This window comes from Kribbibacterium absianum, from assembly GCF_030067705.1.
GTDB lineage: Bacteria > Actinomycetota > Coriobacteriia > Coriobacteriales > Atopobiaceae > Kribbibacterium > Kribbibacterium absianum.
In genome coordinates, this window is sequence record NZ_JASJEX010000003.1 from 218,890 (window position 1) to 243,736 (window position 24,847).

Annotated in this window: 21 protein-coding genes and 2 pseudogenes; 12 read left to right on the plus strand and 11 right to left on the minus strand. The window is 67.5% G+C overall.

Translation table 11 applies throughout. The annotated features are described in order from the left end of the window. Positions 1-104 precede the first annotated feature (104 nt). The 4 genes from QJ043_RS06720 to rbsK form a co-directional block, all read right to left on the minus strand. A complete protein-coding gene (locus QJ043_RS06720) occupies positions 105-1,103 on the minus strand; it encodes a 2-hydroxyacid dehydrogenase (RefSeq protein ID WP_283712887.1) in 999 nt (332 codons plus the stop codon). A gap of 174 nt (positions 1,104-1,277) precedes the next feature. Next, positions 1,278-1,946 (minus strand): TetR/AcrR family transcriptional regulator, encoded by a 669-nt coding sequence (locus QJ043_RS06725; RefSeq protein WP_283712888.1) that lies wholly within the window; start codon positions 1,944-1,946, stop codon positions 1,278-1,280. 151 nt (positions 1,947-2,097) lie between these two features. Next, the gene (locus QJ043_RS06730; protein ID WP_283712889.1) at positions 2,098-3,366 is read right to left on the minus strand and encodes a 2-hydroxyacyl-CoA dehydratase subunit D; all 1,269 of its coding nucleotides are present in this window, start codon (positions 3,364-3,366) and stop codon (positions 2,098-2,100) included. Positions 3,367-3,504: 138 nt separating this feature from the next. Next, on the minus strand, positions 3,505-4,413 hold the full coding sequence (gene rbsK / locus QJ043_RS06735) for a ribokinase (protein WP_283712890.1): 909 nt from the start codon (positions 4,411-4,413) through the stop codon (positions 3,505-3,507). A gap of 217 nt (positions 4,414-4,630) precedes the next feature. On the opposite strand from rbsK, the gene QJ043_RS06740 reads away from it, so the two are divergent. After that, positions 4,631-6,175 (plus strand): alpha-amylase family glycosyl hydrolase, encoded by a 1,545-nt coding sequence (locus tag QJ043_RS06740; protein ID WP_283712891.1) that lies wholly within the window; start codon positions 4,631-4,633, stop codon positions 6,173-6,175. A gap of 70 nt (positions 6,176-6,245) precedes the next feature. Here QJ043_RS06740 and rpiB read toward each other — a convergent pair whose 3' ends face one another. The 4 genes from rpiB to QJ043_RS06760 form a co-directional block, all read right to left on the minus strand. Beyond that, positions 6,246-6,689, minus strand: a complete 444-nt coding sequence (gene rpiB / locus QJ043_RS06745; RefSeq protein WP_283712892.1) for a ribose 5-phosphate isomerase B — start codon at positions 6,687-6,689, stop codon at positions 6,246-6,248. A gap of 84 nt (positions 6,690-6,773) precedes the next feature. Continuing rightward, positions 6,774-8,651 (minus strand): beta-glucoside-specific PTS transporter subunit IIABC, encoded by a 1,878-nt coding sequence (locus tag QJ043_RS06750; RefSeq protein ID WP_283712893.1) that lies wholly within the window; start codon positions 8,649-8,651, stop codon positions 6,774-6,776. 17 nt (positions 8,652-8,668) lie between these two features. After that, a complete protein-coding gene (locus QJ043_RS06755; protein WP_283712894.1) occupies positions 8,669-9,370 on the minus strand; it encodes a ribulose-phosphate 3-epimerase in 702 nt (233 codons plus the stop codon). A gap of 42 nt (positions 9,371-9,412) precedes the next feature. Further along, positions 9,413-10,339 carry a DUF7916 family protein gene (locus tag QJ043_RS06760; protein ID WP_283712895.1) on the minus strand — a complete coding sequence of 309 codons (927 nt, stop codon included), beginning with the start codon at positions 10,337-10,339 and terminating at the stop codon, positions 9,413-9,415. Positions 10,340-10,530: 191 nt separating this feature from the next. Between QJ043_RS06760 and QJ043_RS06765 the strand changes: the two genes are divergently transcribed. The 6 genes and pseudogenes from QJ043_RS06765 to QJ043_RS06785 all read left to right on the plus strand — a co-directional run. Next, positions 10,531-11,550: a LacI family DNA-binding transcriptional regulator gene (locus QJ043_RS06765; protein WP_283712896.1), complete on the plus strand. Its 1,020-nt coding sequence runs from the start codon at positions 10,531-10,533 to the stop codon at positions 11,548-11,550. A gap of 211 nt (positions 11,551-11,761) precedes the next feature. Continuing rightward, positions 11,762-12,703 carry an N-acetyl-gamma-glutamyl-phosphate reductase gene (gene argC, locus QJ043_RS06770; RefSeq protein WP_283712897.1) on the plus strand — a complete coding sequence of 314 codons (942 nt, stop codon included), beginning with the start codon at positions 11,762-11,764 and terminating at the stop codon, positions 12,701-12,703. Positions 12,704-12,739: 36 nt separating this feature from the next. Next, a complete protein-coding gene (gene argJ / locus QJ043_RS06775) occupies positions 12,740-13,966 on the plus strand; it encodes a bifunctional glutamate N-acetyltransferase/amino-acid acetyltransferase ArgJ (RefSeq protein ID WP_283712898.1) in 1,227 nt (408 codons plus the stop codon). Between the two features lie 126 nt (positions 13,967-14,092). Continuing rightward, on the plus strand, positions 14,093-14,953 hold the full coding sequence (argB, locus tag QJ043_RS06780; RefSeq protein ID WP_283712899.1) for an acetylglutamate kinase: 861 nt from the start codon (positions 14,093-14,095) through the stop codon (positions 14,951-14,953). 82 nt (positions 14,954-15,035) lie between these two features. Beyond that, positions 15,036-15,599 (plus strand): annotated as a pseudogene (locus QJ043_RS09815) (aminotransferase class III-fold pyridoxal phosphate-dependent enzyme); the annotation flags it as partial. A gap of 7 nt (positions 15,600-15,606) precedes the next feature. Next, a pseudogene (locus tag QJ043_RS06785) lies at positions 15,607-16,152 on the plus strand (aminotransferase class III-fold pyridoxal phosphate-dependent enzyme); the annotation flags it as partial. A 34-nt stretch (positions 16,153-16,186) separates the two neighbouring features. Here the strand turns inward: QJ043_RS06785 and QJ043_RS06790 are convergent. Together QJ043_RS06790 and QJ043_RS06795 are read right to left on the minus strand one after the other, a co-directional pair. Next, the gene (locus tag QJ043_RS06790) at positions 16,187-17,083 is read right to left on the minus strand and encodes a ketopantoate reductase family protein (protein WP_283712900.1); all 897 of its coding nucleotides are present in this window, start codon (positions 17,081-17,083) and stop codon (positions 16,187-16,189) included. 16 nt (positions 17,084-17,099) lie between these two features. Beyond that, complete coding sequence (locus tag QJ043_RS06795) at positions 17,100-17,891, minus strand: hypothetical protein (protein ID WP_283712901.1); 792 nt, start codon at positions 17,889-17,891, stop codon at positions 17,100-17,102. 139 nt (positions 17,892-18,030) lie between these two features. On the opposite strand from QJ043_RS06795, the gene QJ043_RS06800 reads away from it, so the two are divergent. From QJ043_RS06800 to QJ043_RS06815, 4 genes are all read left to right on the plus strand, one after another. Further along, complete coding sequence (locus QJ043_RS06800; protein WP_283712902.1) at positions 18,031-18,369, plus strand: hypothetical protein; 339 nt, start codon at positions 18,031-18,033, stop codon at positions 18,367-18,369. Positions 18,370-18,378: 9 nt separating this feature from the next. After that, entirely contained in the window at positions 18,379-19,329 is a 951-nt protein-coding gene (locus tag QJ043_RS06805) for a hypothetical protein (RefSeq protein WP_283712903.1), read from the plus strand. A gap of 94 nt (positions 19,330-19,423) precedes the next feature. Then, positions 19,424-19,954, plus strand: coding sequence for a hypothetical protein (locus QJ043_RS06810; RefSeq protein WP_283712904.1), 531 nt, complete (start codon positions 19,424-19,426; stop codon positions 19,952-19,954). 217 nt (positions 19,955-20,171) lie between these two features. After that, positions 20,172-22,862 carry a cation-translocating P-type ATPase gene (locus QJ043_RS06815; protein ID WP_283712905.1) on the plus strand — a complete coding sequence of 897 codons (2,691 nt, stop codon included), beginning with the start codon at positions 20,172-20,174 and terminating at the stop codon, positions 22,860-22,862. Positions 22,863-23,084: 222 nt separating this feature from the next. Here QJ043_RS06815 and deoC read toward each other — a convergent pair whose 3' ends face one another. Then, positions 23,085-23,792: a deoxyribose-phosphate aldolase gene (deoC, locus tag QJ043_RS06820; RefSeq protein ID WP_283712906.1), complete on the minus strand. Its 708-nt coding sequence runs from the start codon at positions 23,790-23,792 to the stop codon at positions 23,085-23,087. 170 nt (positions 23,793-23,962) lie between these two features. Between deoC and QJ043_RS06825 the strand changes: the two genes are divergently transcribed. After that, the gene (locus QJ043_RS06825; protein ID WP_283712907.1) at positions 23,963-24,769 is read left to right on the plus strand and encodes a GntR family transcriptional regulator; all 807 of its coding nucleotides are present in this window, start codon (positions 23,963-23,965) and stop codon (positions 24,767-24,769) included. The last annotated feature ends 78 nt before the right edge of the window (positions 24,770-24,847 follow it).

Genomic DNA, 24,847 nt, shown 5'->3' on the forward strand with positions numbered 1-24,847 from the left:
AGTTCCTTTCTTTTGAATCCGTGTCCGCTCGGTACCTACATTCCCATAACGGACGCCCACACAAAAGCCGGCCCCGAATTCACGAGGCCGGCCGAAACATCCGGTTAGCAGACGATGTTGGGCTTGGGCAGCGTGTCAAGCTCGCCGTTGGCGAAGGCCCGCCCGTTGGAGAGCGTGGTCCGCGCGATGGCCGCCAACGCCTGCTTGGTGAAGAAGGCCTGGTGCGAGGTCACCACGGTGTTCGGGAACGAGCACAGCGTGGAGACGACGCTCTCAAAGACCGCACTGGAGCGGTTCTTGAAGACGTTGGGGCCCTCCTCCTCGTACACGTCGAGGCCGCAGGCGCCGATCTTCTGGGTGCGGATGCCGTCGATGAGGGCCTGCGTGTCGACGAGGCCGCCGCGGGCGGTGTTCACGAAGATCACGCCGGGCTTCATCTTCTCGATGGCCGCCGCGTCGATCATGTGGTAGTTGCTCTCGAAGAGCGGGCAGTGGAGCGAGATGAGGTCGGACTGCTCGAGCAGCGTGTCGAGGTCGACGTACTCCACGAAGTCCTTGAGCGCCGGGTTCTCGTACACGTCGTAGCCGAGGACCTTCATGCCGAAGCCGCGGACGACGTTGCACATCGCGGCGCCGATCTTGCCGGTGCCCACGATGCCGGCCGTCTTGCCGTACAGCGTGGTCCCGAGCAGGCCGGAGAGCGCGTAGTCGTTCTCGCGCACGCGGTTGTAGCCCTTGACGATGTGGCGGTCGGCGGCGAGGGCGAGGCCCATGGCGTGCTCGGCGATGGCCTCGGGGGAGTAGCCCGGGACGCGCAGCACGCTGATGCCGAGCTCCTTGGCCACGTCCACGTTCACCGCGTCGAAGCCGGCGCAGCGCATGAGGACGAGCTTGATGTCGAAGCCCGCGAGGATCTCGAGGGTCATCGCGTGGATGTCCGAGTTCACGAAGCCGCAGACGGCGTCGAAGCCCTTGGCCAGGGTCGCCGTGATGGGGTTGAGGTCGGCCTCGATGAACTCGATCTCCATGTCCGTGAAGTCCTTGAGCTCTTCCTCGAACGACTTCTTGTCGTAGTCCATGGTGTCGTAGAACAGGATGCGCATCGCTTCTCCCTCTGATGGGACGGCAGGGAACGGGTCGGGGCTCAGCGCCTCGAGCCATAGTCGGGTGCGATTCTACGCGGGCGCCTCGGAGGCGACGCGGTGAGCCGGGGACTCCATGTAAAAAGTTGCCCATCTAGCAGGGACAACTTGCCGACGGCGCAGCGAGGGGAGGTTTCACTCGCAATGGTCGTCATTTTCGAACGGCCATGACTCGCTCAGGGTCTGAAGGCCGCGGGACAGTTGGAACCCGTTGCCGGGCCCGCGCTCGTGGGCCCAGGACGAGAAGGTCTCCGCCAGTTGCGGGGACTCGACCATCTCGGCGAGGGCCCGGTCCATCGAGAGCAGCCGCTCGCGGCCGTCGGCCTCGAACGTGAGCACGGCTGCGGCGCAGCCAAGGGTGTAGGCGAACTCCGCGGCGAGCAGGTCGAGCGCGTCCTGCGTGATGGGGGTCGGGACGCCGGGCCAGCTCATGGACTCGGCCATGAGCTGGTACTGCCGTGGGGTGGAGAAGAGCCGCGTGGCCATCGCGCTCACCATGCCCGGGTGCCGCTGCAGGGTGTCCCACAGGCTGAGCGCCACCATGTGCGCGTAGGAGCGCCAGTCCGGGGCCGGGTGCTCGGCCACCTCCCGGCGGGCCGTCTCGGAGACCTCTTCCCAGACGGCGTCGCACATGGCGTCGATGAGCGCGTCCTTGTCCCTCAGATGACGGTAGAACGCCGCCTGCGTGACGCCGAGGCGTTCCCCGAGGGCTCGGAGCGAAAGGGCCAGGATGCCTTCCGTGTCGGCCATCTCGATGGCCGCTGTGACGGCCATGTCACGGTCGATGATCCGCTTGCGTGCCATGGGACTGCCCCCTTCATTGACGTAGGTGGATGCAAGACCAGCTTAGAGTAAGAGCGGGTTAAAACCGACCCCTATCGCTCCTGGCGGTGTACCGGCGTATCACCGGGGCGTCCGAACCTGGCCGCTCTCGGGAGACGCTGCCGCGCTGCGCTCAGGCCAGGCGCTCGAGGAACGCCTGGGCACGTGTGACCATCTGGCCGTCCGAGGCGTTGCGAGGGTCGCAGCCGTCGCCGTCGAGGACGAGCAACGGCAGCCCGCGCTTGGCGTAGGCCTCGGCCACGAGCCGCGACTGGCCCGACGTCTGCTTGCAGCCCCAGTGGGCGAAGAGCACCCCGCCGTCCGCACCGGACGTGACCGCCTGCTCGGCGGAGGCCTCGGCGCGTCGGAGCGCGGGGCCGTTGCCCGTGCATTTGACGAGGCACCGGGCCATGAAGTCGAACGGGTCGTCGGGGTTCAGCTCGCCGATGACGCCGACGGAGTCGTTGGCCATCTCGTTGCCCACCACCTCGGCCTGCTCCGAGAAGACCCTCGTCATCGAGGCCTGCCAGTTGGGCAGCGTGTGGTGCCAGTAGATGCGGGGTCGGTGATTGACGGCCGGCAGTGGGGAGTGGGTCGCCGCCTCCAGGAGGCCCTGGGCGAACGCGAGCCCCTCCGGTGTGCCCAGGAGACAGTGGGTCGTGATCATCGAGCAGAGCTCGGCCGTGAGGTCCATGGGCAGGCTGGCCCGGGCGCGCCGCTTGAGGAACGCGGACTGCGTTCTCAGGGTGCGCAGCGAGGTCGCGCACACGTCGCGGAGCCGCTGGGGGTCGAGCTCGCGGTGGTAGGTGACCGCAAGCGCCCGGGCCTGCTCGCGCAGCTGCCCGGCGACGTAGGCAACGGTCTCCTCGTCGGTTCGCGCCGGCACGTCCAGAACGAGCCGCTGGGCACCGCCACGCTCGGCCAAGCGCCGGAACGACACCTGGTTCGCGTCGCAGGCCAGCGTCGTGTGCGCCACGACGGGAGGCACCGGGAGCACCTGCGTGTCTGCCATGCCGAGCATGAGCTTGTGGTAGCTGCAGAAGCTCTCGGGCACGCCGCACTGCTCGGCATGGTCACAGAACACCTCGGCGCACTGGGTGCAGGCCACGTAGACCGAGATGCCCTCCGGGAACATCGGGGTGATGCCGAGCGCGTGGAGCATCTCGCAGGGCTGGTAGATGTTCACCATGCACGCGCGCTCGGGATGCTTGAGCGCCGAGACGATGGTGGACGCGATCGCGCCGTTGTGCCGGTCCACCAGGGCCGGGACGTCCGATCCGACCCGCAGCCGGCCCTTCAACGCGACCGCGCCGTAGGCGGTCTCGAGCCAGCGACGCGAGCGCTCGGGGTGCTCGTCCGCGTTGCGTGACACGACCTCGCCGATGATCCGTACCGGGTTCATGGGGCCTCCGGGTTCTGGTGCAGGGGAGTCCTAGTGTGCCAAAACCCGCCCCCTGGACGCTTCGGAGAGAGCCGTTTGTCCGGGATCGGACGCTTCGGAGAGAGCCGTTTGTCCACGCCTGGGCGCCCCTCCGCGCCGTTACTCGATCTCGGCAGCACGCGGGATGGACGGTTGCGCGCCGTAGCGCTGGACCGTGAGCGACGACGCCTTGTTGCCATAGCGGATCGCCTCGGCCAGGTTCGACAGGTCGGGGCGCAGTCTGCTCGCCATGGCGCCGATGAACGTGTCGCCGGCCGCTGTCGTGTCGACCGCCTCGACCGGGAACGCCGGGACGAGACCCGACTCACCGTCATCCCTGTGGTAGTAGGCCCCGCGATGCCCGAGGGTGATGATGGCCCCCTGCACGCCCAGCTCATGGAGCCTCCCTGCGGCCCGTGCGAGGCTCTCGTCGTCCACGACGTCGATGCCGGTGATGACCTGCGCTTCCGTCTCGTTGGGGACGATGACGTCCGTCACGGCCAACAGCTCGTCCGGCACGCGCTCGAGCGCCGGGGCCGGATTGAGGATCGTGGTGGCGCCAGAGCGACGGGCAAGCGTGAAGGCCTCGACCACCGGCTGGATGTTGGTCTCGAGCTGGGCGATCACGAAGTCGCTGGCTGTGATGGCGTTGGCACAGACGTGCGGTTGCTCCGCCGGGATGGCCTGATTGGCGCCACCGTGGATCATGATCGAGTTCTCGCCGCCGTCGTCCACCACGATGTAGGCCTGCCCGGTGTTCTGGTCCTCGAGCGTGAGCACGCCGGCGGTGTCGATCCCCTCGCGCTCGAGCAGGTCGCGCATGTGCTCGCCGGCGGAGTCCCAGCCCACGGCCCCGATGAAGTTCACTGCCGCACCCGAGCGCCTCGCGGCCACGGCCTGGTTCGCGCCCTTGCCGCCGCCTGCGGAGAAGACCCCGCTCGCGTGGACCGTCTCGCCGGGAGCCGGCATGCGGTGCACGCGGATCGTGCGGTCCAGGTTGATGCTTCCAACGACGGTGATGGTGTTCATGCGGGTCAGCTCCTTGGCGTGCGGGGTTTCCCGCAGCCTACCCGTCTCGGAGGGACATCCGGCCGGCCGGTCCGCCGATGGGGAGCTGCGCCGGGTCTGCGGTATAGTCTCGGAGGAATCAAGGGCTTTTCAGAAACGGACGGACATATATCAACAGAGAAACCTGACGCGGGCCTGACGCGCGCCGTCAGGATCGACAACGGGTGAAGGGACGAGCATGCCCAGCTGGCTGAGCGACGCGCGGTTCTACGAGGTCTACCCCCAGACGTTCCTCGACACCGATGCGGACGGCGTCGGCGACCTGCGCGGCATCATCGAGAAGCTCGACTACGTGCGGGAGCTGGGCTGCAACGCGCTCTGGCTCAACCCGTGCTTCGTCTCGCCGTTCCTGGACGCCGGCTACGACGTCGAGGACTTTTGCACGGTGGCGCCGCGCTACGGCACCAACCAGGACCTCAAGGACCTCTTCGACGAGGCCCACGCCCGCGGCATGCACGTGCTGCTCGACCTCGTGCCGGGTCACACGTCCGTCGAGCACCCGTGGTTCAAGGCCTCCTGCTGCGCGGAGCCCAACGAGTTCTGGGACCGCTACATTTGGACCGAGCACGTCTTCGACATCCCCGACGGCATGGGGTGCATCCGTGGCATGTCCGAACGGGACGGCTGCTGCGCGGTGAACTTCTTCTCGCACCAGCCGGCACTCAACTACGGATTCGAGAACCCGGACCCCGAGAAGCCTTGGCAGCAGCCCACGGACGCGCCCGGCCCCCAGGCCACGGTGCGGGCCATGATCGAGGTCATGCGGTTCTGGCTGGGCCTCGGCGCGGACGGCTTCCGCTGCGACATGGCGAACTCGCTCGTCAAGAACGATCCCGAGTACGCGGGCACGATGCGCGTGTGGCGGCAGGTCCGCGCGTTCCTCGACGAGGAGTTCCCCGAGGCCGCCATCGTGAGCGAGTGGGGCGAGCCGGACTACTCGCTGCCGGGTGGGTTCCACATGGACTTCCTGCTGCAGTTCGGCACGTCCCACTACAACGACCTGGTTCGCTGCGAGGCCCCGTACTTCTCGGCCGATCCGGCCGGCGACGCCTCGCGGTTCGTGGCCGCGTACCGGGCCTATGCCGAGAAGACCGCCGGCCAGGGGCTCATGTGCCTCATCAGCGGCAATCACGACTGCGACCGGCTGTCCCTGCGCCTGGACGACCGTGCGGAGCGACTCTGCTTCGCGTTCCAGCTGACGATGCCGGGGGCGCCGTTCATCTATTGCGGCGACGAGATCGGCATGCGCCACATCGGCGGCCGTCCGTCCAAGGAGGGCAGCTACTGGCGCACCGGGGCGCGCACGCCGATGCAGTGGGACTCGACGCCCAACTGCGGCTTCAGCGCGGCGCCCCCGGCGGCACTGTACCTGGGGGTCGACCCGGCAGAGGATCGGCCGACGGTGGCGGCGCAGATGGCCGACGAGGGCTCGCTGTGGCACACGGTGCGCGCATTGTTGGAGCTGCGCGCGGCGCATCCCGCGCTGGGCAACGACGCGCCGGTGGAGTTCCTGGCCGACGGAGCGGGCCACGGGGTGCTGGCCTACGTGCGCGAGGCGGCCGGCGAGCGTGTGCTGGTGGCCATCAACCCGGACGAGCGGGAGCAGTCCTTCGCGAGCGACCTTGAGCCGGGCGAGGTGCTGTTCTCGGTAGGGGAGGGGCTCGCGGTCCAGGAGGGCGACATCATCGTCGCCCCGCGCACGGCCGTGGTCTGCATCCTGTAGCCGTTTCGAAGACGGCCAATGAGACGCTACCCGTCGGGTCTTGTCTCATTGGCCGCCGTCTGTCTTGCGGCTACTGTCGCGCCTCGATGTCCGTCAGCATCTGCACCCGGCGGGCGTGGCGGTCGCCCTGGTACTCGCCGGCCAGCCATTCGTCCACGATCATCTTGGCCAGCTCGATGCCCACCACGCGGGCGCCGAACGACAGCACGTTGGTGTCGTTGTGCTCACGGGAGAGCCGCGCCGAGTAGGGCTCCGAGCAGGTGACGCAGCGGACCCCATTGACCTTGTTGGCCGCGATGCCGATGCCCACGCCGGTGCCGCAGATCAGGATTCCACGGTCGGCCTCGCCGGACACGACGGCGTTGGCGACGGCCTCGCCGTAGATGGGGTAATCGGTGCGCTCCTCGGTGAAGGTGCCGAAGTCCGTGAGCTCGTGGCCCTGCTCCTCCAGGTACCGCTTGATCTGGTTCTTGTAGTCAACGGCCACGTGGTCATTGCCGATGGCGATCTTCATGGGGGTCTCCTTAGCTTAGGAGGGGCACGGATCACTTCAAGGTTCCAACGACCTGTAAAAGTGCTCCGTCCCCTTTTGCAGGTTCTAGGCGGGGACGGCGGCGCCCAGGCTGGGCTCTGCCTCGGGCTCCGCGAGTTCGAGCACCGCGTCGCCGTGCTTGTGCTGGCCGGTGGTCGCCAGGCGCACCTCGCGGCCGTTGGCGTTGGTGACCAGGATCGGCGTCTCGATGGAGCGGCCGGATGCTTGGATCTGCGCGAGGTCGATGTCCATCAGCAGCTGCCCGGCGCTCACCCGGTCGCCCTGCTTGACGTGCGCCGAGAACGGCTTGCCCTCGAGCTGCACGGTGTCGATGCCGATGTGCACGAGCACCTCGGTGCCGTCGTTCGCGGTCAGGCCCACGGCGTGGCCGGTCTCGAAGAGCATCGTCACCTCGCCGTCAAAGGGCGCGTAGAGCTTGCCCTCGCTCGGGGTCACCAGGCAGCCGGTGCCCATGGCGCCGCTCGCGAACACGTTGTCGGAGCAAGTGGACAGCGGTTGGACGTCGCCGGAGACGGGGAGGGACACGGAACCGGACTGCTCGGCGGGCTCCTCCTCGGAGTTCTGGTAGCCGGTCACCAGCACGATGGCGCAGGCCACGACCAGCGCGGCGGCGATGCCGACGAGGAACCACACGAAGTTCGGCCCGACGAACGCGGGGAGGTTGAGCAGCGAGCCGAACGTGCTGGCGTAGGCCACGGCGTTGAAGGCCGCCACGATGGCGCCGCCCACCGCGCCACCGATGATCGACGCGACGAAGCACTTCTTGAAGCGGAGCAGGATGCCGTAGACGGCGGGCTCGGTAACGCCGGCGACGAGCGCGGTCACGACGGCGGACAGCGAGAACTGGTGGACCTCCTTGTCTTTGCGGCTGCGGAGGAACACGGCCAGCGCGACGCCGGAGACCGCGAAGTTGGCGGTGGCGGCCATGGCGACGACGATGGAGGAGCCGGACGCGGAGACCTGCTGGATCATGATGGGCACGACGCCCCAGTGCACGCCGAGGAGCACGAAGACGTTCCAGAAGCCGCCGACGACGGCGCCGCAGAGCCAGGGGCTGAAGGCCATGAGGGCATCAATGGCGGCTCCGATGCCGTTGCCCAGGTACACGCCGATGGGACCGAACACGGCGGCGGTCAGCGGCACCATCACGAGAAGCGACACGAGCGGCACGATGGCCAGCTGCAGCATCTCCGGAACCACGCGCTTGAGCCACTTCTCCAGCTTGGAGAAGACCCACACGGCGATGAGGGCCGGAAAGACGGTGGACGCGTAGCTCTGCAGCATCACCGGGAGGCCGAAGAAGCTCGCGACCGCGCCGGTGCCCATCTCGTCCACGAGGGTGGTGAAGCTTGGCATCAGGAGCGACGCCATGATGCAGACGGCCACGAACGGGCTGCAGTCGAAGCGCTTGGCGGCCGTCCAGGCGAGGAGCAACGGCAGGAAGTTGAAGACGGACTGGGACGCGCAATCGAGGATCAGGTACGTGGAGCCGGCGGTGTCGAGCAGCCCGAGGTTCGCGAAGAGCAGCACGCAGCCGCGGAGCAGGCCGGCGCCGGCCATGAGTGAGAGAAGCGGGGTGAAGATGGCCGTGATCGTGTCGAGGGCCAGGTTGAGGAGGCTCTTCTTCTCGGCTGGGACGTCGGTAGGAGGGGCGGCCGCAGCGGTTCCGACGTTGCCACAGGCGAGCACTTGGTCGTAGACGGTGCCGACGGCCGGGCCGATGACCACTTGGTACTGGCCGCCCTGCTGCACGACGCTGATCACGTCGGGCAGGGCCTCGATGGCCTTGGTGTCCGCCCTGCCCTCGTCGGAGAGCCGGAAACGGAGGCGCGTGGCACAGTGCGCGACGCTTTGGACGTTGGTCTGCCCGCCCACGAGCTCGAGGATCTGGGCGCCCGGGGTGGTTCCGGAGGTCGATGCCATGGGGTGTCCTCTCATTCTTACTGAAGCCATTCTGATACAGACGGAGTGGGGTGCCAGGTCCCGAGCCAGGCGGCCCTCAGCCCCCTCACCAGCTCGTCGTAGGGCCGGTCCTTGCCAAAGAGCGCGCTCGTGCCGAGCACGAAGCCGTCGGCGCCGCGGCTCCCGAGCGTCGCGATACGCTCGGGGGAGCAGGCGCCGTCGACCACCACCGAGAAGCCCATCTCGGCGCCGAGCGCGATCAGGCGCTCGAGCTTCTCGTCGACGAAGTCCAGGTAGGGCTGGCCGGCGAAGCCCGGGTTCACGGTCATCACGAGCACGTGGTCCACGAGGGGGAGCAGGGTGCGGACGGTGTCGAGGGAGGTGCCGGGATTGATTGCCAGGCCCGGCTCGGCTCCGGACTCGCGAATCTTGAGGAGCGTGCGGGCGATGTGCGGGTCGCTCTCGGAGTGGACGTAGATGATCTGGGCGCCCGCGTCCGCGAAGAGCTGCACGTGGTCGGCCGCGCGCTCGATCATCAGATGCACGTCGCAGGGCACGCTGGCCGCCTCGCAGATGAACGCGACGTCGCCAAGGCCGAGCGCGTAGTTGGGCACGAACGCGCCGTCCATGACGTCCAGGTGGAAGCCGTCGACGCCGGCGGCCTCGAGTGCCGCCACTTCCTCGGCCAGATGGCCGAAGTCGGCGCACATCATCGAGGGGAGGAGGAGCGGAGTTGCCATGATCGGTCCCTTCATGAGAGTAATCGGTTAATCAATCGGTTGTCAGCGATTGGTGCTCGCCATGCGCCAATAGGTGTAGGGGCGCCCTTTGAGCGACACGGACAGCTGGTGCACGTTCTCGGGGCTCGAGCAGCCGGCGAACCCGCCGTCGCCGATGGCGTGGATGTCCGCGCCGGTCTCCTTCATCTGGAGGGCGATGAGGCGCACGGTGTCCGGGTCCGCGCCCTCGACGGAGCTGTTGAGGAAGCACATCGCGAGCGTGCCCGGCTTGTAGGTGTGCGCAAAGGTCACGAGGTCGCGGACGTCCTCCGTCGTGACGCCGGCGCGGGAGCCGGGGCAGGGGAGGTCGATGACATCCGCGCCGGCGTCGATGAGGCGGCCGATGACCTGCTTGGGGTCGTAATCGGCGAGCGGGTCGCCGAGGACCCGCTCGTCCGCGCCGTCCTCCCACTTGCCCGCGAAGAGCAGCACGTCGTCGCCGTACGTGTCCTTGACCTCGCGCGTCGTGCGGATGACGTCCTCGAGGCGGGTGCCGGCGCCGGGGTTGCCTCCCAGGACCAAGAAGTCCGCGCCCATCTCGACGGCCTGCGCGACGTGATCGCGCGTGGCCGTCATGCCGCCCACGGAGTAGAGCTCGTCGTCCACGTCGACGCCCTCGTGCGGGCAGCCCAGGTACACACCGGTGGGGCGCCGGCAGAGCTTCTTGAGCTCGCGCACCGTGAGGCCCTGGAGGCCGAGGTTGGCGGACGGGTCGTCGAAGTTGAAGGTGTTGAGCATCACCATGTCCGCACCGAAGGCGAAGAGCAGCTCGGTGTTGGTGACCCCGCGCACGAGGCCCTTGCCGTCGAAAAGCAGGTGCTGGCCCATCACTACGCGACCCTCCGAGAGGGCGATGGAGCGCTTGAGGTCGGCGGCGCTCATGTCCTCGATGATGGATCCAGGGGCGCTGATAAGGCGCTTGACTGCCATGGCTTCTCCTTCCGGGTGAGGTGCTTAAACGGATAAGCACACCCTAGGCCTTGAAGCCTGATGGCACCTTGAGAATCCCCAAAAAGCAGCTGAACGGTCGGTTTTCGTAAGTAAACGGTTAATCGTAGGTTGATGGGATGTCTTGCTAAAGTGATGAAGACATAACCTCGTTCGCCCTCAGGAGGACCTTCATGGCACGCTCCAGCGTCTCTATCTACGACATCGCCCGCATCGCGGGCGTCAGCACCGCCACGGTCTCCAACGTGCTCAACGGCAAGGGCCGTTTCTCCCAGGCCACCAAGGAGCTCGTGGAATCGGTCGCTGCTGAGCAGGGCTATGTGGCCAGCTACGCGGCAAAGGTGCTTCGCGAGGACCGTTCTCGCACGGTCGGCATCCTCACGCCGGATGTGAGCAACGAGTTCTTCTCGGCGATGGTGCTCGGCGCAGAGGCGACGCTCAACGACGCGGGGTACTCCTCGTTCATCTGCAACACGGGCAATCGGCAGGACCGGGCGGCCGCGAGTGTCCGGTCGCTGATGGAAAAGAGCGTCGACGGCCTCGTGTTCATAGGGGGCAGTCGCGGTGCGGAGCCGGCTGTGGTGGGGGACTTGCCCTGCGTGCTGAGCGACTACGAGACCCAGACCCTGCCGGCGCGGTGCGCGGTGGTGGGCAACGACCTGCGGGGGATGACGCGGAGTCAGGCGGCCGTGCTGGCGCGGCGCGGCTGTGAGCACATCGCGTACGTGGGCGTGGGCACCGGGGGCCGCCGGTGGAAGACGAGCCCGCGGTATCTGGGCTATCTGGACGCGCTTGACGTGCTGGGGTTGGAGCCGATGGCCGCACTGGAATCGCCGATCGAGGGCGCGAGCCGCGACGAGGCCAAGGCCGCCGTGGTCGAGGCTTTCGCACGGAACTCTTCCGTTGACGGCTTGGTGGCGCCGGGCGACCGCATCGCGCTCGGGTGTCTCGATGCGCTGTTGGAGCTGGGGGTCGAGCCGGGCGGGGACGTGAGGCTGATCGGTTGCGATGACTCGGTGTACTCGCGAATCGTGACGCCGGCCATCTCGTCGGTGGACCGTCATGTGCCAGAGATAGCCGCGCAGTGCGGTCGAGCGATGCTGGCGATGCTGGCGGGTGAAGAGCCGGTCGGCCAGGTTCTCGTGCCCTACGACGTGGTGGAACGGGAAACCACCCTCGGCCCTTCCGCGTGAGGCTCGTGACCTGACGCTACTCGTCGGGCTCTCTCACCTCCCGTGGACGCTTCGGTCAAAGCCAAATGTCCACGGTTGGACAAATAGCTTTGACCGAAGCGTCCAGATGCATAACATGTGCCAAAGTATCCGTTCTATTGCAAACCAATCCAATACAACTCAATCCCGTTAGCATACCGAACCCATAGGTATGCGAAGCGGCGGGAGCGGCATGGGCAAGCCAACGGTGTACATCGACGGCCAGGTAGGCACGACGGGTCTTCAGATCCGCGAGCGCCTCGCGCGCCGCGACGACATCGAGCTGCTCTCCATTGCCGATGCCCTGCGCCATGACACTACCGAGCGGGCGCGGCTTCTCAACACGGCTGACCTCGTCTTTCTCTGCTTGCCGGATGCCGCGGCCCGTGAGGCCGTGACGCTGATCGAGAACCCCGAAACCCGAGTGATCGACGCCTCCACCGCGCACCGCACGGCGCCCGGTTGGGTCTACGGCTTCCCCGAGCTCGACCGCGGCCTCCGCCGTGAGGCCATTGCGCGCGCGACCCGTGTCGCGAACCCCGGCTGCCACGCCACGGGATTCATCGCGTGTGTCGCGCCGCTGGTGGAGGAGAGGCTTCTCGTGCCGGACGCGACGGTTCCGTGCTTCTCGGTCACGGGCTACACGGGCGGCGGGCGCTCGATGATCGAGGCGTACGAGGCCCCGGCCCGCGCGGCCGCCCTCAGCGCCCCTCGCCTCTACGGCCTCTCGCTTGCGCACAAGCACCTGCCCGAGATGCGCGCGCAGTGCGGCCTCGACGTCGCACCGCTCTTCGTCCCGGTCGTCGCCGATTACCCCCGGGGGATGGCGACGTCGGTGCTGCTCACGCGCGACCTGCTGCGACGACGAGTCACCGCCGCCGATGTCCGTTGCGTGCTCGCCCAGTACTTCGCGGGAGAGCCGCTCGTGACCGTGAGCCCGGAGCCCGATGGCGGCATGCTGGCCGGCAACGAACTGGCCGGCAGCGATGCGCTCGTGCTTCACGTGAACGGCGAGGATGATCAGGTGCTGGTCACGGCCCTCTTCGACAACCTCGGCAAGGGCGCCTCGGGCGCGGCGGTGCAATCGATGAACCTGATGCTCGGGCTTGGCGAGACCTGCGGCCTCGCGGTCTGACGGCCAAGCCACCCCGACAGCTAAGGAGGCTCACCCATGGCGAGCTTTGTGTCCGGCGGCGTTTGCGCGCCTTGCGGGTTCTCGGCGGCCGGCGTGCATGCCGGCGTCAAGACCCATGCCACGTGGAAGAAGGACGTGGCCCTGATCGTCTCCGACGTGCCTTGCGCGGCGGCGGGCGTCTTCACCACCAACCGCGTGAAAGCGGCGCCGCTGCTCGTGGATCGCGAGCATCTGGCGAACGGGCAGGCCCGCGCGATCATTGCCAACAGCGGCAACGCCAACGCCTGCGCGCCCAACGCCCTCGCGCACGCGACGGCCGAGTGCGAGGCGGTGGCAGCGGCGCTTGGATGCCCGTCGACGGACGTGCTGGTCTCGTCCACCGGCGTGATCGGACAGGAGCTCAACGTGCGCGCCATTGAGGCCGCCGTTCCCGGGCTGGTCGCGAGCTTAGAACGCTCGCCTGAGGCCAGCGACGCGGCGGCCCACGCGATCATGACCACCGACACGGTGACCAAGGAGGCGGCCGTGACCTGCGAGGTGGCCGGTGCGACCGTCGCCATCGGCGGCATCGCCAAGGGCAGCGGCATGATCCATCCCAACATGGGCACGATGCTCGGTTTCCTCACGACCGACTGCGCGATCGACGCCGCGCTGCTCCACGAGGCGTTGCTCGAGGTGGCGCGCGTGTCGTTCAACCGCATCTCGGTGGACGGCGACACCTCCACCAACGACTCGTGCCTGATTCTGGCCAACGGAACAGCGGGCAACGCGCCCATTGCCGAGAAGGGCGCCGGGTACCGGGCGTTCGTTGCCGCGCTCACACAGCTGTGCGTGCGTCTCGCACGCGCGATGGCGGCGGACGGCGAGGGCGCGAGGCACCTGATCGAGTGCACGGTCTCAGGCGCGCGCACGGAGGGCCCCGCCGAGACCATCGCGAAGTCGGTGATCTCTTCCACGCTCACCAAGGCCGCCGTCTTTGGGGCCGATGCCAACTGGGGGCGCGTGCTCTGCGCGATGGGCTACTCGGGCGAGGAGTTCGACCCCGAGGCCGTGGACGTGGCCTTTGCGAGCGCGGCCGGACGCGTGGAGGTGTGCGCGGCGGGCCAGGGGCTGCCGTTCGACGAGGCGGTCGCCAAGGCGGTGCTCCTTGAGCCGGAGGTGCAGATCCTGATCGACCTTCACGACGGTGACGCCGCCTGTACCTGCTGGGGCTGCGACATCACGTACGACTACATCCGCATCAACGGCGACTACCGCACCTAGCCCGGACGCTCCGGTCAAAGCCATTTGTCCGGGGTTGGACAGTTGGCTCTGACCGAAGCGTCCAGCCGTGGACAAGAAGCTTTGACCGAAGCGTCCACGGTGCCCGTCCGCGACCCGGGAGGCCCCATGTCAACCCATGCCGAGCAGGCCCAGACCCTGATCGAGGCCCTGCCCTACATTCAGAAGTTCAACGGCAAGACCGTCGTCGTGAAGTACGGCGGCAGCGCGATGGTGTCCGACGGGCTGCGCCGCGCCGTCATGAGCGACATCGTGCTGCTGTCGCTCGTCGGCATACGCGTGGTCGTGCTGCACGGGGGCGGCCCGGAGATCTCACGGATGCTCAAGGCCATCGGGCACCCCTCTCGCTTTGTCGACGGCCTGCGCTACACGGACGCGGCCACGATGGGCGTGGTGCAGTCGGTCCTCTGCGGCAAGGTGAACAAGGACCTCGTCGCCCAGATCAACGGGCTCGGCGGCAGCGCGCTCGGCATCTGTGGCATCGACGGCCGGCTGTTCCAAGCGCGGCAGCTGGATCCGCGCTACGGGCTCGTCGGCGACATCACGGCCGTGGATCCCACACTCGTCCGTCGCGCGCTCGACGACGGGTTCGTCCCTGTGGTCTCGACCGTGGCCCAGGGCGTCGACGGCAATCCGGCCTGCAACATCAACGCGGACACGGCGGCCGCAAAGCTCGCGGTGGCCCTCGGGGCCGAGAAGCTCATCCTGCTCACCGATGTCCGCGGGCTGCTGCGCGACCCGGCGGACGACGCGACGCTGATCTCCGTCGTGCGCCCGGACGACGTCCCCGCGCTTCGCGACTCCGGCATCGTGACCGGTGGCATGATCCCCAAGCTGGACTGTTGCCTCGACGCCCTCGCGGGCGGCGTGCGCCGGGTGCACCTCTTGGACGGCCGCATCCCACACTCCATCCTCGTCGAGCTTCTCTCGGACAAGGGCATTGGCACCATGCTCGAGCTGGCTGCCTGACCGTCCTCCCTTCCAGCCCCTCTACCGCACAGGAGCGCCCATGGATTCCGAACACATCAAGGCCCTCACCGACCGCTACATCATGAACACCTACGCGCGCTTCCCGGTGGCGCTCGACCACGGCCGCGGCGCGACGCTCTGGGACGCGGACGGCAAGGACTACATCGACTTCACGAGCGGCATCGGCGTTTGCAGCCTCGGCTACGACGACCCGACCTGGGTCGACGCCATCGCGTGCCAGGCCGCCAAGCTGGGGCACGTCTCGAACCTCTTCTACACCGAGGCCCCGGCGCTGCTCGCCCAGCGGCTGTGCGAGCGCACGGGCATGAGCCGCGTGTTCTTCGCGAGCGGCGGCGGCGAGGCCAACGAGGGCATGATTAAGCTGGCGCGCAAGTACAGCGAGGACCGCTACGGTGAGGGACGTGCCACGATCGTCACGCTCAAGAACTCGTTCCACGGCCGCACCATCGCGACGCTCGAGGCCACGGGCCAGGAGGCGTTCCACCGGTGGTTCCTGCCGTACACCGGGGGCTTTCGCTACGCGGAGGCCAACAGCGTGGCGTCGCTCAAGGAGGTCTCCGGTGACGACGTCTGCGCCGTGATGGTGGAGCTCGTGCAGGGGGAGGGCGGCGTGCTGCCGTTGGACCCGGCCTATGTGCACGAGCTGCGTGCGCTGTGCGACGAGCGCGACTGGCTGCTGTTGGTGGGACGAGGTGCAGACGGGCGTCGGGCGCACGGGCGCGCTGTTCGCGTTCCAGCGCTACGGCGTGGAGCCAGATGTCGCGACCTTCGCCAAGGGCATCGCGGGCGGCCTTCCGATGAGCGGGTTCCTCGCGAACGAGCGGTGCCGCGACGTCCTCGGGCCCGGCATGCACGCCACGACGTTCGGCGCCAACCCGATGGCGGCCGCAGCGGGGCTCGTGGTGCAGGACCGCCTGACGGACGAGTTCCTGGCCGAGGTGGACGAGAAGGGCCGCTATCTGCGCGAGTCCATCGAGGCCCTGGGGCTGCCGTGCCTCGGCGCGACCCGCGGGCTGGGTCTTATGATCGGCATCGATGTGACTCCGGGCTACGACCGAGCGGCCATCGTGGACGCGCTCATCGGCGCCGGCGTGCTCGTGCTCACGGCGGGCGACGGGCTGCGCCTCCTGCCGCCGCTCGTGATCACACAGGCCGAGATGGACGAGGGACTGCGCCGCATGGCCGTCGCGCTCGGCTGGAGCACGCGCCGCGTCACCCCTCGATGCGCTCCACGAGCCAGGCGTTCGTCGGCACGAGCAGCCCGTGCCGCTCGGCCAGCCGCAGCACCGTGCCGCCGAACTCCTCCACCTCCGTGCGCTTGCCGTTCAGGCGGTCCTGTGCCATCGAGGGGATGCCGTCCGGCGTGAGCGACGCCATGAGCTGCGCCATCGCCATCAGGTCCCGCTCGGTCACATCGTGGCCCTCGGCTCGTGCACAGGCGAGCGCCTCGCGCATCGCCCCGACGAACACCCGGTTCTGCTCGCCGGGGGCGCTCACGCTCCCGTAGGTGCCTCCGAACGCGGCGCAGGTCTGGTTCACGCCCACGTTGAGCATCCATTTGGTCCAGAGCCGGTGGTCGATGTCCTCCTCGACGGCGTGCGGCACGTCCATGGCCGTGAGGAACGCGTCAAGCTCCGGCACCACCCACGGGGCCGTTCCCGTCGCGGGCCCCAGCCGGATCTCGCCGCGTTGCCGGTAGGTCAGCTCGCCGCCCATGAAGACGGCGTCCATGCCCTGCGCCACCGCCAGTGGCACGCCCTGCCATCCGAATCGCTCCGCGACACGCTCCTCGCTGGTCACGCCGTTGCAGACCGAGAGCACGGTCGTCCGGGGCCCCATGAGCCCTTCCATCGTGTCCAACGCCAGCTCCAGCCCTGTGGTCTTGATCGCGAGCAACACCAGGTCCACCGGGTGCGCCTGTGACGCCGGCACCACCGGCACTCGCGCCAGCTCGCCGTTCACGAGCAGCCGCTGCGCGCCCTTCTCGGCGAAGCGGGCGTCGTCCATCACGAACTGCACGGCACCCGGAGCCATCCGCGCGCCGAGCCACTCACCGAACAGCAGCCCCAGCGCGCCGCGCCCGATCACCGCAACGGTATCGATGGCCATGAGGCCTCCCTTTTGGTCAGTGGATGTCCCGCGGGAGACGGTAGCGCGTGGAAGGGCCGGCACCCAGTTTCTCCAGCGCCCCTTCGGTCACCAGCGCGGTCAGGGCGCGCACCGCCGTGGGCTGCGTCAATCCGAGCAGGTCCTGCACCTCGCGCCGGGTCACCGTGCCCCGGTCGCTCACGAGCGTCAGCAGCCGGTCCTGCGTGTCGGTATGGGGCTTGGGGCGGCTCGAGGGCAGCACGACTCCGGATTGGGTGGGGTCCACGCGCACCTCGGGAGCGGCGGGAAGCCCACGGTACGCGTGGGCATAGGTGTTCAAGGGAATCGCCTGAAACTGGCCGACGCCGAGCAGCGAGAGGACGCTGGCCAGAGTGAAGTCGGTGCGGGAACGGAGGCCGGAGCCCGGCCACCGCACCTCCACGCCGGTGGGGCCGACGACGACCGTGACGTCCTCCTCGGTGTCCCAGCGGCGCGTGGCGAAGGCCTCCGCCAATGCCTGGAGGAACGCGCTCTCCGGCACGTCGTGGGCATGCACGCGGAACGCGTCGAGGGCCGTTTCCAGACACTTCAGCAGCGAGCAGTGCCGCACTGGCCGGGGAGGACCGGCCACCTGGCCGGTCTCGTCCAGCGTGATGACGGCAAGGCCCGGGAGGTCGTTCTCGTCCGCGCAGACGCGCCCCGCGAAGGTGGGCGCCCCTTGCGGGTCAAGCAGGCCGAGGGTCTTGAGCGAGGCCTCGTCCAGCGAGGCGATGTCGAGGCGTTTGGCCAGAACGGCGCCCAGGACGAGGAAACCAGCGGCATGCGACACGGAGACCCCCAAGCGACGGGAACGAGGCTGCCCCCTCAGTATCCTTCACCCGGCCGGTCTTGACACCCTCATGCTCCCCCAGTAGGATAAGATCAGACGATCTGATCATATCAGATGATCGACACGGTAAGGGGGAACTGTGAGCTGTCACGACATAGGCGCTGGGATGAACTCTGTGGCCAAGGACGTTCTGAAGCTGTGGGAGCAGGGGGCGTTCACTCGAGAGACCGCGCACCGGCTTCTTCGGGACCTGCAGAAAGGCGTTCACTGGTGCGACGGCAACGAGTACGAGGCTGTGGAATGCCTATACGACCATCGGTGTGGACGCTGTCTCGAGGAGAGTTCGGAACTGAGCGATGCGTTCCGGGCGCTCGGAGATCTCGCCTATCAGCAGGAGGAGGCCGTTTGGGACTACGGGCTGACTCCTCAGCTCTGCCCCTCGTGCCTTGAAGAGCTGCGCGCGCAGCTGGTGCATTAGGAGCGTCCGGTGAAGACAAGTGATTCCCGCCGTAAGGGCCGCGTTGATATCAAGGACGCCCTGATGTTCTCAACCGTGTTCAGTGACCCGACGATTGCCGTGCCGTTCTTGGAGCGTGCTTTTCAGCGCAGCTTTCCCGGCATGACCGTTGTCCAGCAGGAACATGTCGTTGCGCTTCCCGATGGGTCGAAGGGCGTGAGGTTCGACGTCATGTACGAGTCTCCCGATGCCGTGGCCGATCTGGAGATGCAGCGCACCAACAACGGTGACGACGAGCAGCGCCCGACGCTCTACTGCATAAAGCTCGACCAGGAGCGCTTGCCGCGCGGCATCGACTACGACGCACTGGGAGACCTCTTCGTCCTGTTCGTGTGTGACTACGACCCGTACGGCGAGGCGGTCAGGGCGAGAGAGCGCTACGAGGACCTCGATGGAAGCCGCTCTGCGCTCTATCACCGCTATGAAACGGTAGAGGAGCTCCCAGGCCACATCGTCGACAACCGCACCCACATCGTGGAGGCTGTGATCCCGAACGCGGAGCTTGCAGAGGACGCGATAGTGAGAGAGGTGCTCCGGTACCTCGGAAGCAGTCAGGTCACAGGAGAGCTGTCCGCTAGAATTGAGCGAGAGGTTCGGCGCCATAACGAGGACGCGTCCTGGAGAAAGGAGCACGCGATGATCTCGATGGAGTTTGAGCGCGAGAAGGCACGGGCGCGTGCGGTGGGCCGCGAGGAAGGTCGTCAGGAAGGCCGCGAGGAGGGCCGTCAGGAAGGGATCCAGGAGGGGCGCCAAGAGGGGCGCCAAGAAGGCCGCGAGGAAGGCAGCACGGTCACCTTGAGCATCATTGACGAGCTTTGTGGTTACGTCTCGCCCGGCCGCGCGCTAGCGCTTATCCGCGGCAAAAGCCTGGGGGAGGCCGAGCAGGTTCTCGAACAAGTCAAACGAGGCCAGCTCGCTTAGGGGCAGGGCGCCTGCTCCGGTTGCCCGGGGGAGGCTTTCTCCATACCATAAAAGCTCGATGAAAGGCTCCGCACTCCCATGCTTGGAGGCGCCCATGAACCAGAACGTCAAGGACTTTGTCACGCTCGGTGCCATCGTCGCCATCTCCGTCGTGGTCACGTTCGCGATGTCGCCCCTGGTCGAGGGGCTGTTCAAGCCGCAGGAGCCCGCGGTCGCCGAGGCGGAGCCCGAGGCGGACGCGGGCGACACCGCCGAGGAGCCCGCCGCCCAGACGGTCTGGCCCGGCACTGAGGGCGCCGATGACGCCGCCGTGGCCGCGCTTGTCCCAGAGGCCGTCGACGGGGCAGTGCTCGAGGAGGCCGGTCTCTCAGGCGCCACTGCGTCCGTACAGACGAAGGTGGGCGCGGGCCTTAACGCGGGCAGCGACTGGTGGGTGGTGCTGGCGGACGTGCCGGCCGAGGACGGCACCGCGGTGCGTAACGGCTTTATCTATAACCGCGCCACCGGCACGCGCCTCACGCTGGCTCTGGACGACCCATGGTCCGGCATCGACTGGTCCGGCGACACGCTCGCCCGGGGTCAGGCCGCGCTCAAGGCGGCCTATCAGAGTCTCGAGAGCGCGTGACGCGCGAGGCCCCGGCACGTCGCCCGGGGCCTTTTTTCAGTTCGCGCTTCCCTTATAGAGGCTGCGTGAATCCTCCGGGGCGCGGGTAGAATCTTCCTCGCTTTAAGCCATAGCTCCCGGCTCGGCAGCCTTGGCGAGCCCTTGCCCCTCCCGGGGAGTTATTATCGGGCGCCTCATTCAGCGTTGGCGGGAGCCCGATCCCAGGAGGGAAGTAGCGTTGAAAGCGTACCTAGCCACAGCCGACCACGTGGTTCAGGAGCAGGGCACCGATGCCGCCCGAGGCCTGACCACGACCGAGGCGGACGCCCGCCTCAAGAAGTTCGGCCCCAACGAGCTGGAGAAGGCCGAGAAGGACCCGCTCTGGAAGCGGTTCTTCGCGCAGATGGCCGACCCGATGATCATCCTCCTGCTCGCCGCCGCCGTCATCAGCGCGGTCACGGGCGCCGTGCAGGGTGAGTCCGACATCGCGGACGTCGTGATCATCCTCTTCGTCGTCATCGTGAACGCGGTGCTCGGCGTCGTGCAGGAGTCCAAGGCCGAGGAGGCGCTCGAGGCGCTGCAGAAGATGGCCGCCTCCACTTCCAAGGTCTATCGCGACGGCAAGCTCATCGACATCAAGAGCCAGGACCTGGTTCCCGGTGACGTGGTGGTGCTCGAGGCCGGCGACGCCGTGCCCGCCGACTGCCGCGTGATCGAGTGCGCGTCCATGAAGGTGGAGGAGTCCGCGCTCACCGGTGAGTCCGTGCCGGTGGACAAGGCCATTGCCGCCCTCGAGGCCGAGGGCGACGACGTGCCCCTGGGCGACCGCGTCAACATGGTGTACATGGGCTCCACGGTGGTCTATGGCCGCGGCCGCGCCGTCGTGGTGGCCACCGGCATGGACACCGAGATGGGCAAGATCGCCGACTCCATCAACGAGGCCAAGGACGAGCTGACCCCGCTGCAGGTGAAGCTGGCCGAGCTCTCGAAGGTCCTGACCATCGCGATCATCGCGATCTGCGCGATCATCTTCGTCGTGGACTGGATCAAGCATGGCATGGGGTTCTGGGGCGACCTCGACCTCGTGCTCAACACCTTCATGGTGGCCGTGTCTCTGGCCGTCGCCGCCATCCCTGAGGGCCTCGTGGCCGTCGTGACCATCGTGCTGTCCCTGGGCGTCACCAAGATGTCCAAGGAGGCCGCGATCATCCGCAAGCTCACCGCCGTGGAGACGCTCGGCTGCACGCAGGTGATCTGCTCCGACAAGACCGGCACGCTGACCCAGAACCTCATGACCGTCGTGCGCCACGAGGGCGCGGACGAGCGCGAGCTGGTCAAGGCTATGGCGCTCTGCTCCGACGCCCAGTGGGTGCTCGCTGAAGACGGCACCGGCCAGGCCAAGGGCGAGCCCACCGAGGCGGCGCTCGTGGCCGACGCCGCCAAGCTCGACATGCCGAAGACCGAGCTGGACGCCGAGTACGAGCGTGTGGGCGAGGCGCCGTTCGACTCCTCCCGCAAGATGATGTCCGTGGTGCTCAAGGCCCCGGACGGCTCGATCGTCCAGTACACCAAGGGCGCGCCCGACGAGGTGCTCAAGTGCTGCACGTCCTATCTCTCCGCTGACGGCGTGAAGCCGCTCACCGACGACGTGCGCGAGGCCATCCTCGACGAGAACAAGGGCATGGCCAACGAGGCGCTCCGCGTGCTCTGCGCCGCCCGTCGTCCGTGGACGTCCGCGCCCACCGACGACTCTGCCGAGAACCTCGAGCAGGACCTCACCTATCTCGGCCTCTGCGGCATGATCGACCCGGTGCGCCCGGAGGTCGGGCCCTCGATCGCCGAGGCCCACGACGCCGGCATCCGCGTGGTCATGATCACCGGCGACCATGTGGACACCGCCGTGGCCATCGGCAAGGAGCTCGGCATCATCGAGAACAAGAAGCAGGCGCTCACCGGGGCCCAGCTGGACAAGATGTCCGACGATGAGCTGACCGCGCGCATCCAGGACTACAACGTCTACGCGCGCGTGCAGCCGGAGCACAAGACCCGCATCGTCGAGGCCTGGAAGAAGCAGGACCAGATCGTCGCCATGACCGGCGACGGCGTGAACGACGCGCCCTCCATCAAGCGCGCCGACATCGGCATCGGCATGGGCATCACCGGCACCGACGTCACCAAGAACGTGGCCGACATGGTGCTCGCCGACGACAACTTCGCCACCATCGTGACCGCGGTGGGCGAGGGCAGGCGCATCTACGACAACATCCGCAAGGCTATCCAGTTCCTGCTGTCCTCGAACATCGCCGAGGTCATCGCCGTCTTTGTGGCCACGCTTATCGGCTTTGTGATCCTCGAGCCGGTGCACCTGCTCTGGATCAACCTGATCACCGACTGCTTCCCGGCCCTTGCCCTGGGCATGGAGCCCGAGGAGCCCGGCATCATGAAGCGCAAGCCGCGCAACTCCAAGGACGGCATCTTCGCCGGCGGCATGGGCGTCGACGTGGTGTTCCAGGGCGCCGTGATCGCGCTCTTCACGCTGATCAGCTACTTCATCGGCGTGTACATCGAGTTCGGCACCATGGACCTTGCCTTCATCGCCGAGGACCCGCACGCCGGCCTCGAGGGCATCACGATGGCGTTCCTCACGCTGTCGATGATCGAGATGTTCCATTCGTTCAATATGCGCTCCGCGCGCCAGTCGATCTTCAAGCTGGGGAGCCACAACAAGTGGCTGTGGGGCGCGTTCGCGCTGTCGCTCGTGCTGACGTTCGTCGTGATCGAGGTGCCGCCCGTGGCCGAGGTCTTCGGCTTCGCCGAGCTGGACTTCGTGAGCTACATGATTGCGATGGGCCTGGCCTCCATGATCATCCCGATCATGGAGGTCTACAAGGCCGTCTGGCGCGCGGTGGATCGTCGCAAGGCCGCCTAACCTGCAAAAGGAGACGGAGCACTTTTACAGGTCGTTAGACAGTTGAAGGGGGTCGCGTCCAAATGGGCGCGACCCCCTTTGTTAGCGCGCGGCCTTTCGCACCCACTCTGGACGTGCTCCGTTTCCGGCCACATTCACGTGTTCCAGCGGCCCGCGACCGGCGAGTCAGCGCACCGGGTCAGCAAGGCAGGTCTCTGAGTCAAACACCCGACGGGTGGTGACTCAAGCGAGCCCGAGCACCACCGGCGTGGAGCGGTACCCGATGCCCATGCGGTCGATGCCCATGTCGATGAGCTGGAAGAAGCGCTCCTGGTCGCGGATGCAGCCGGACCCCTTGACGGCGATCTTCCCCTCGCCGGCGTCCATCATCATCTGGACCACCTCGGGCGTGGCGCCGTGCTGCTCGCCGCCGGTGTAGAAGCCGGTGGAGCTCTTGATGAAGTCGGCACCGGCCTCAACGGCGCAGCGGGTGCCGTCGGCGATCTGCTCGGGGGTGAGGGCGTCGGTCTCGATGATCACCTTCACCTTGGTGCCGTGCTTGTGGGCAGCCTCGACCACGCCCTTGAGGTCCTCGACCACGTAGTCCAGGTCGCCGGAGCGCAGGCGCCCGTAGTTGGCGACGATGTCGAGGTCCTCGATGTCGTACTCGGAGCAGTAGGCCTCTGCCTGCGCGGCCTTGGACTCGGGAGTGGAAAGGCCAAAGGGGAAGTCGCACACCACGCAGATGCCGGTGTCGGTGCCCTCGACGATGGGGGCCACGAGCGGCAGCGACGCGGGGTTCACGCACACCGTGGCGCAGCCGAAGTCCACAGCGTCCTTGGTGTGCTTGACGATCTCCTCAGCCGTGAACTCAGGCTTGAGCACCGAGTGGTCGATGTAGCGGGCGAGCTCGGCTTGGGTCATCTCGACGGCGGGCTTGGTCGGCTTCATGAGGTCCCCTTTCTGGGATGCTCCGGGTCGCGCGGACCCTTGATTCCGGTTCCAAACGTCCCTCGGGATGGTAAGGTCTCCCTGAAGTTCGTTTGTTGGTTTGTATCATACAAAGTGACAAATCGGAGGCAACTGCCTGTTCAGCAGGTATGAAGGAAATGAGGAGACCGATGGACGCTCCGGGCATCTTGTCGTCGTTCTCGGTGTCGAGAGCGAGCACCACGCCGCTCTACCAGCAGCTTTACGAGTTCCTCTCGCTGCAGGTCAGGCTCGGAGCGCTCCAGCCCGGTGACCGCATGCCCACGGAGGAGGAGATGTGCGACGCCCTCGGGGTGAGCCGTTCCACGGCTCGTCAGGCGCTGGCGTTGCTCGTGGACAAGGGCGTCGTCGAGCGGTTTCGCGGCAAGGGCACCTTCGTGGCGCAGCCGGCCAGCTATCACCGGTCCATGAGCCATCTGTACAACTTCTCTGCGGACATGGAGGAGGCCGGCCGCGTGCCGTCGTCGCGCACGGTGGTGCAAGAGGTCGTGACGGCGGACGCGGGGGAGCGATCGACACTCGAGCTGGTGGCGCCGCAGGCGCAGGTGTTCCGCCTGTGCCGCGTGCGACAGGCGGACGGTGCCCCCGTGCTCTACGAGGACACCCGGTTGCCGCTCGCGCTGTGTCCGGGGATCCAGGACCTGTCGTTCGACGACGCGTCCCTGTACGCGGCGCTGCGCGACGACTACGGGCTGGAGCCCGCCTCGGCCGTCGAGACGATGCGCGGCGTGCTCTTGCCGGACGACGTCTGCGGGCTCTTGGGCTGTCCGTCCGGCACCGTGGGCTACCGCATCGAGCGCGTGGCGCGGCTCTCTTCGAACGTGGTCTACGAGCACACCCAGTCCTACGCACGCGCGGATCTCGTGGCCTATCGCTTCGAGCTGGGGAACCTCGGCGCGGGCGCCAACGGCGCGCGCATGACGCTCGCTGGGACGTAGGCGCCGCAGCCAACTGCTCCGCTCATGTTCTGCCACCCAACCCGGGGTCTCAGGTGTCCTCGGTGCCCTTCTATGGAC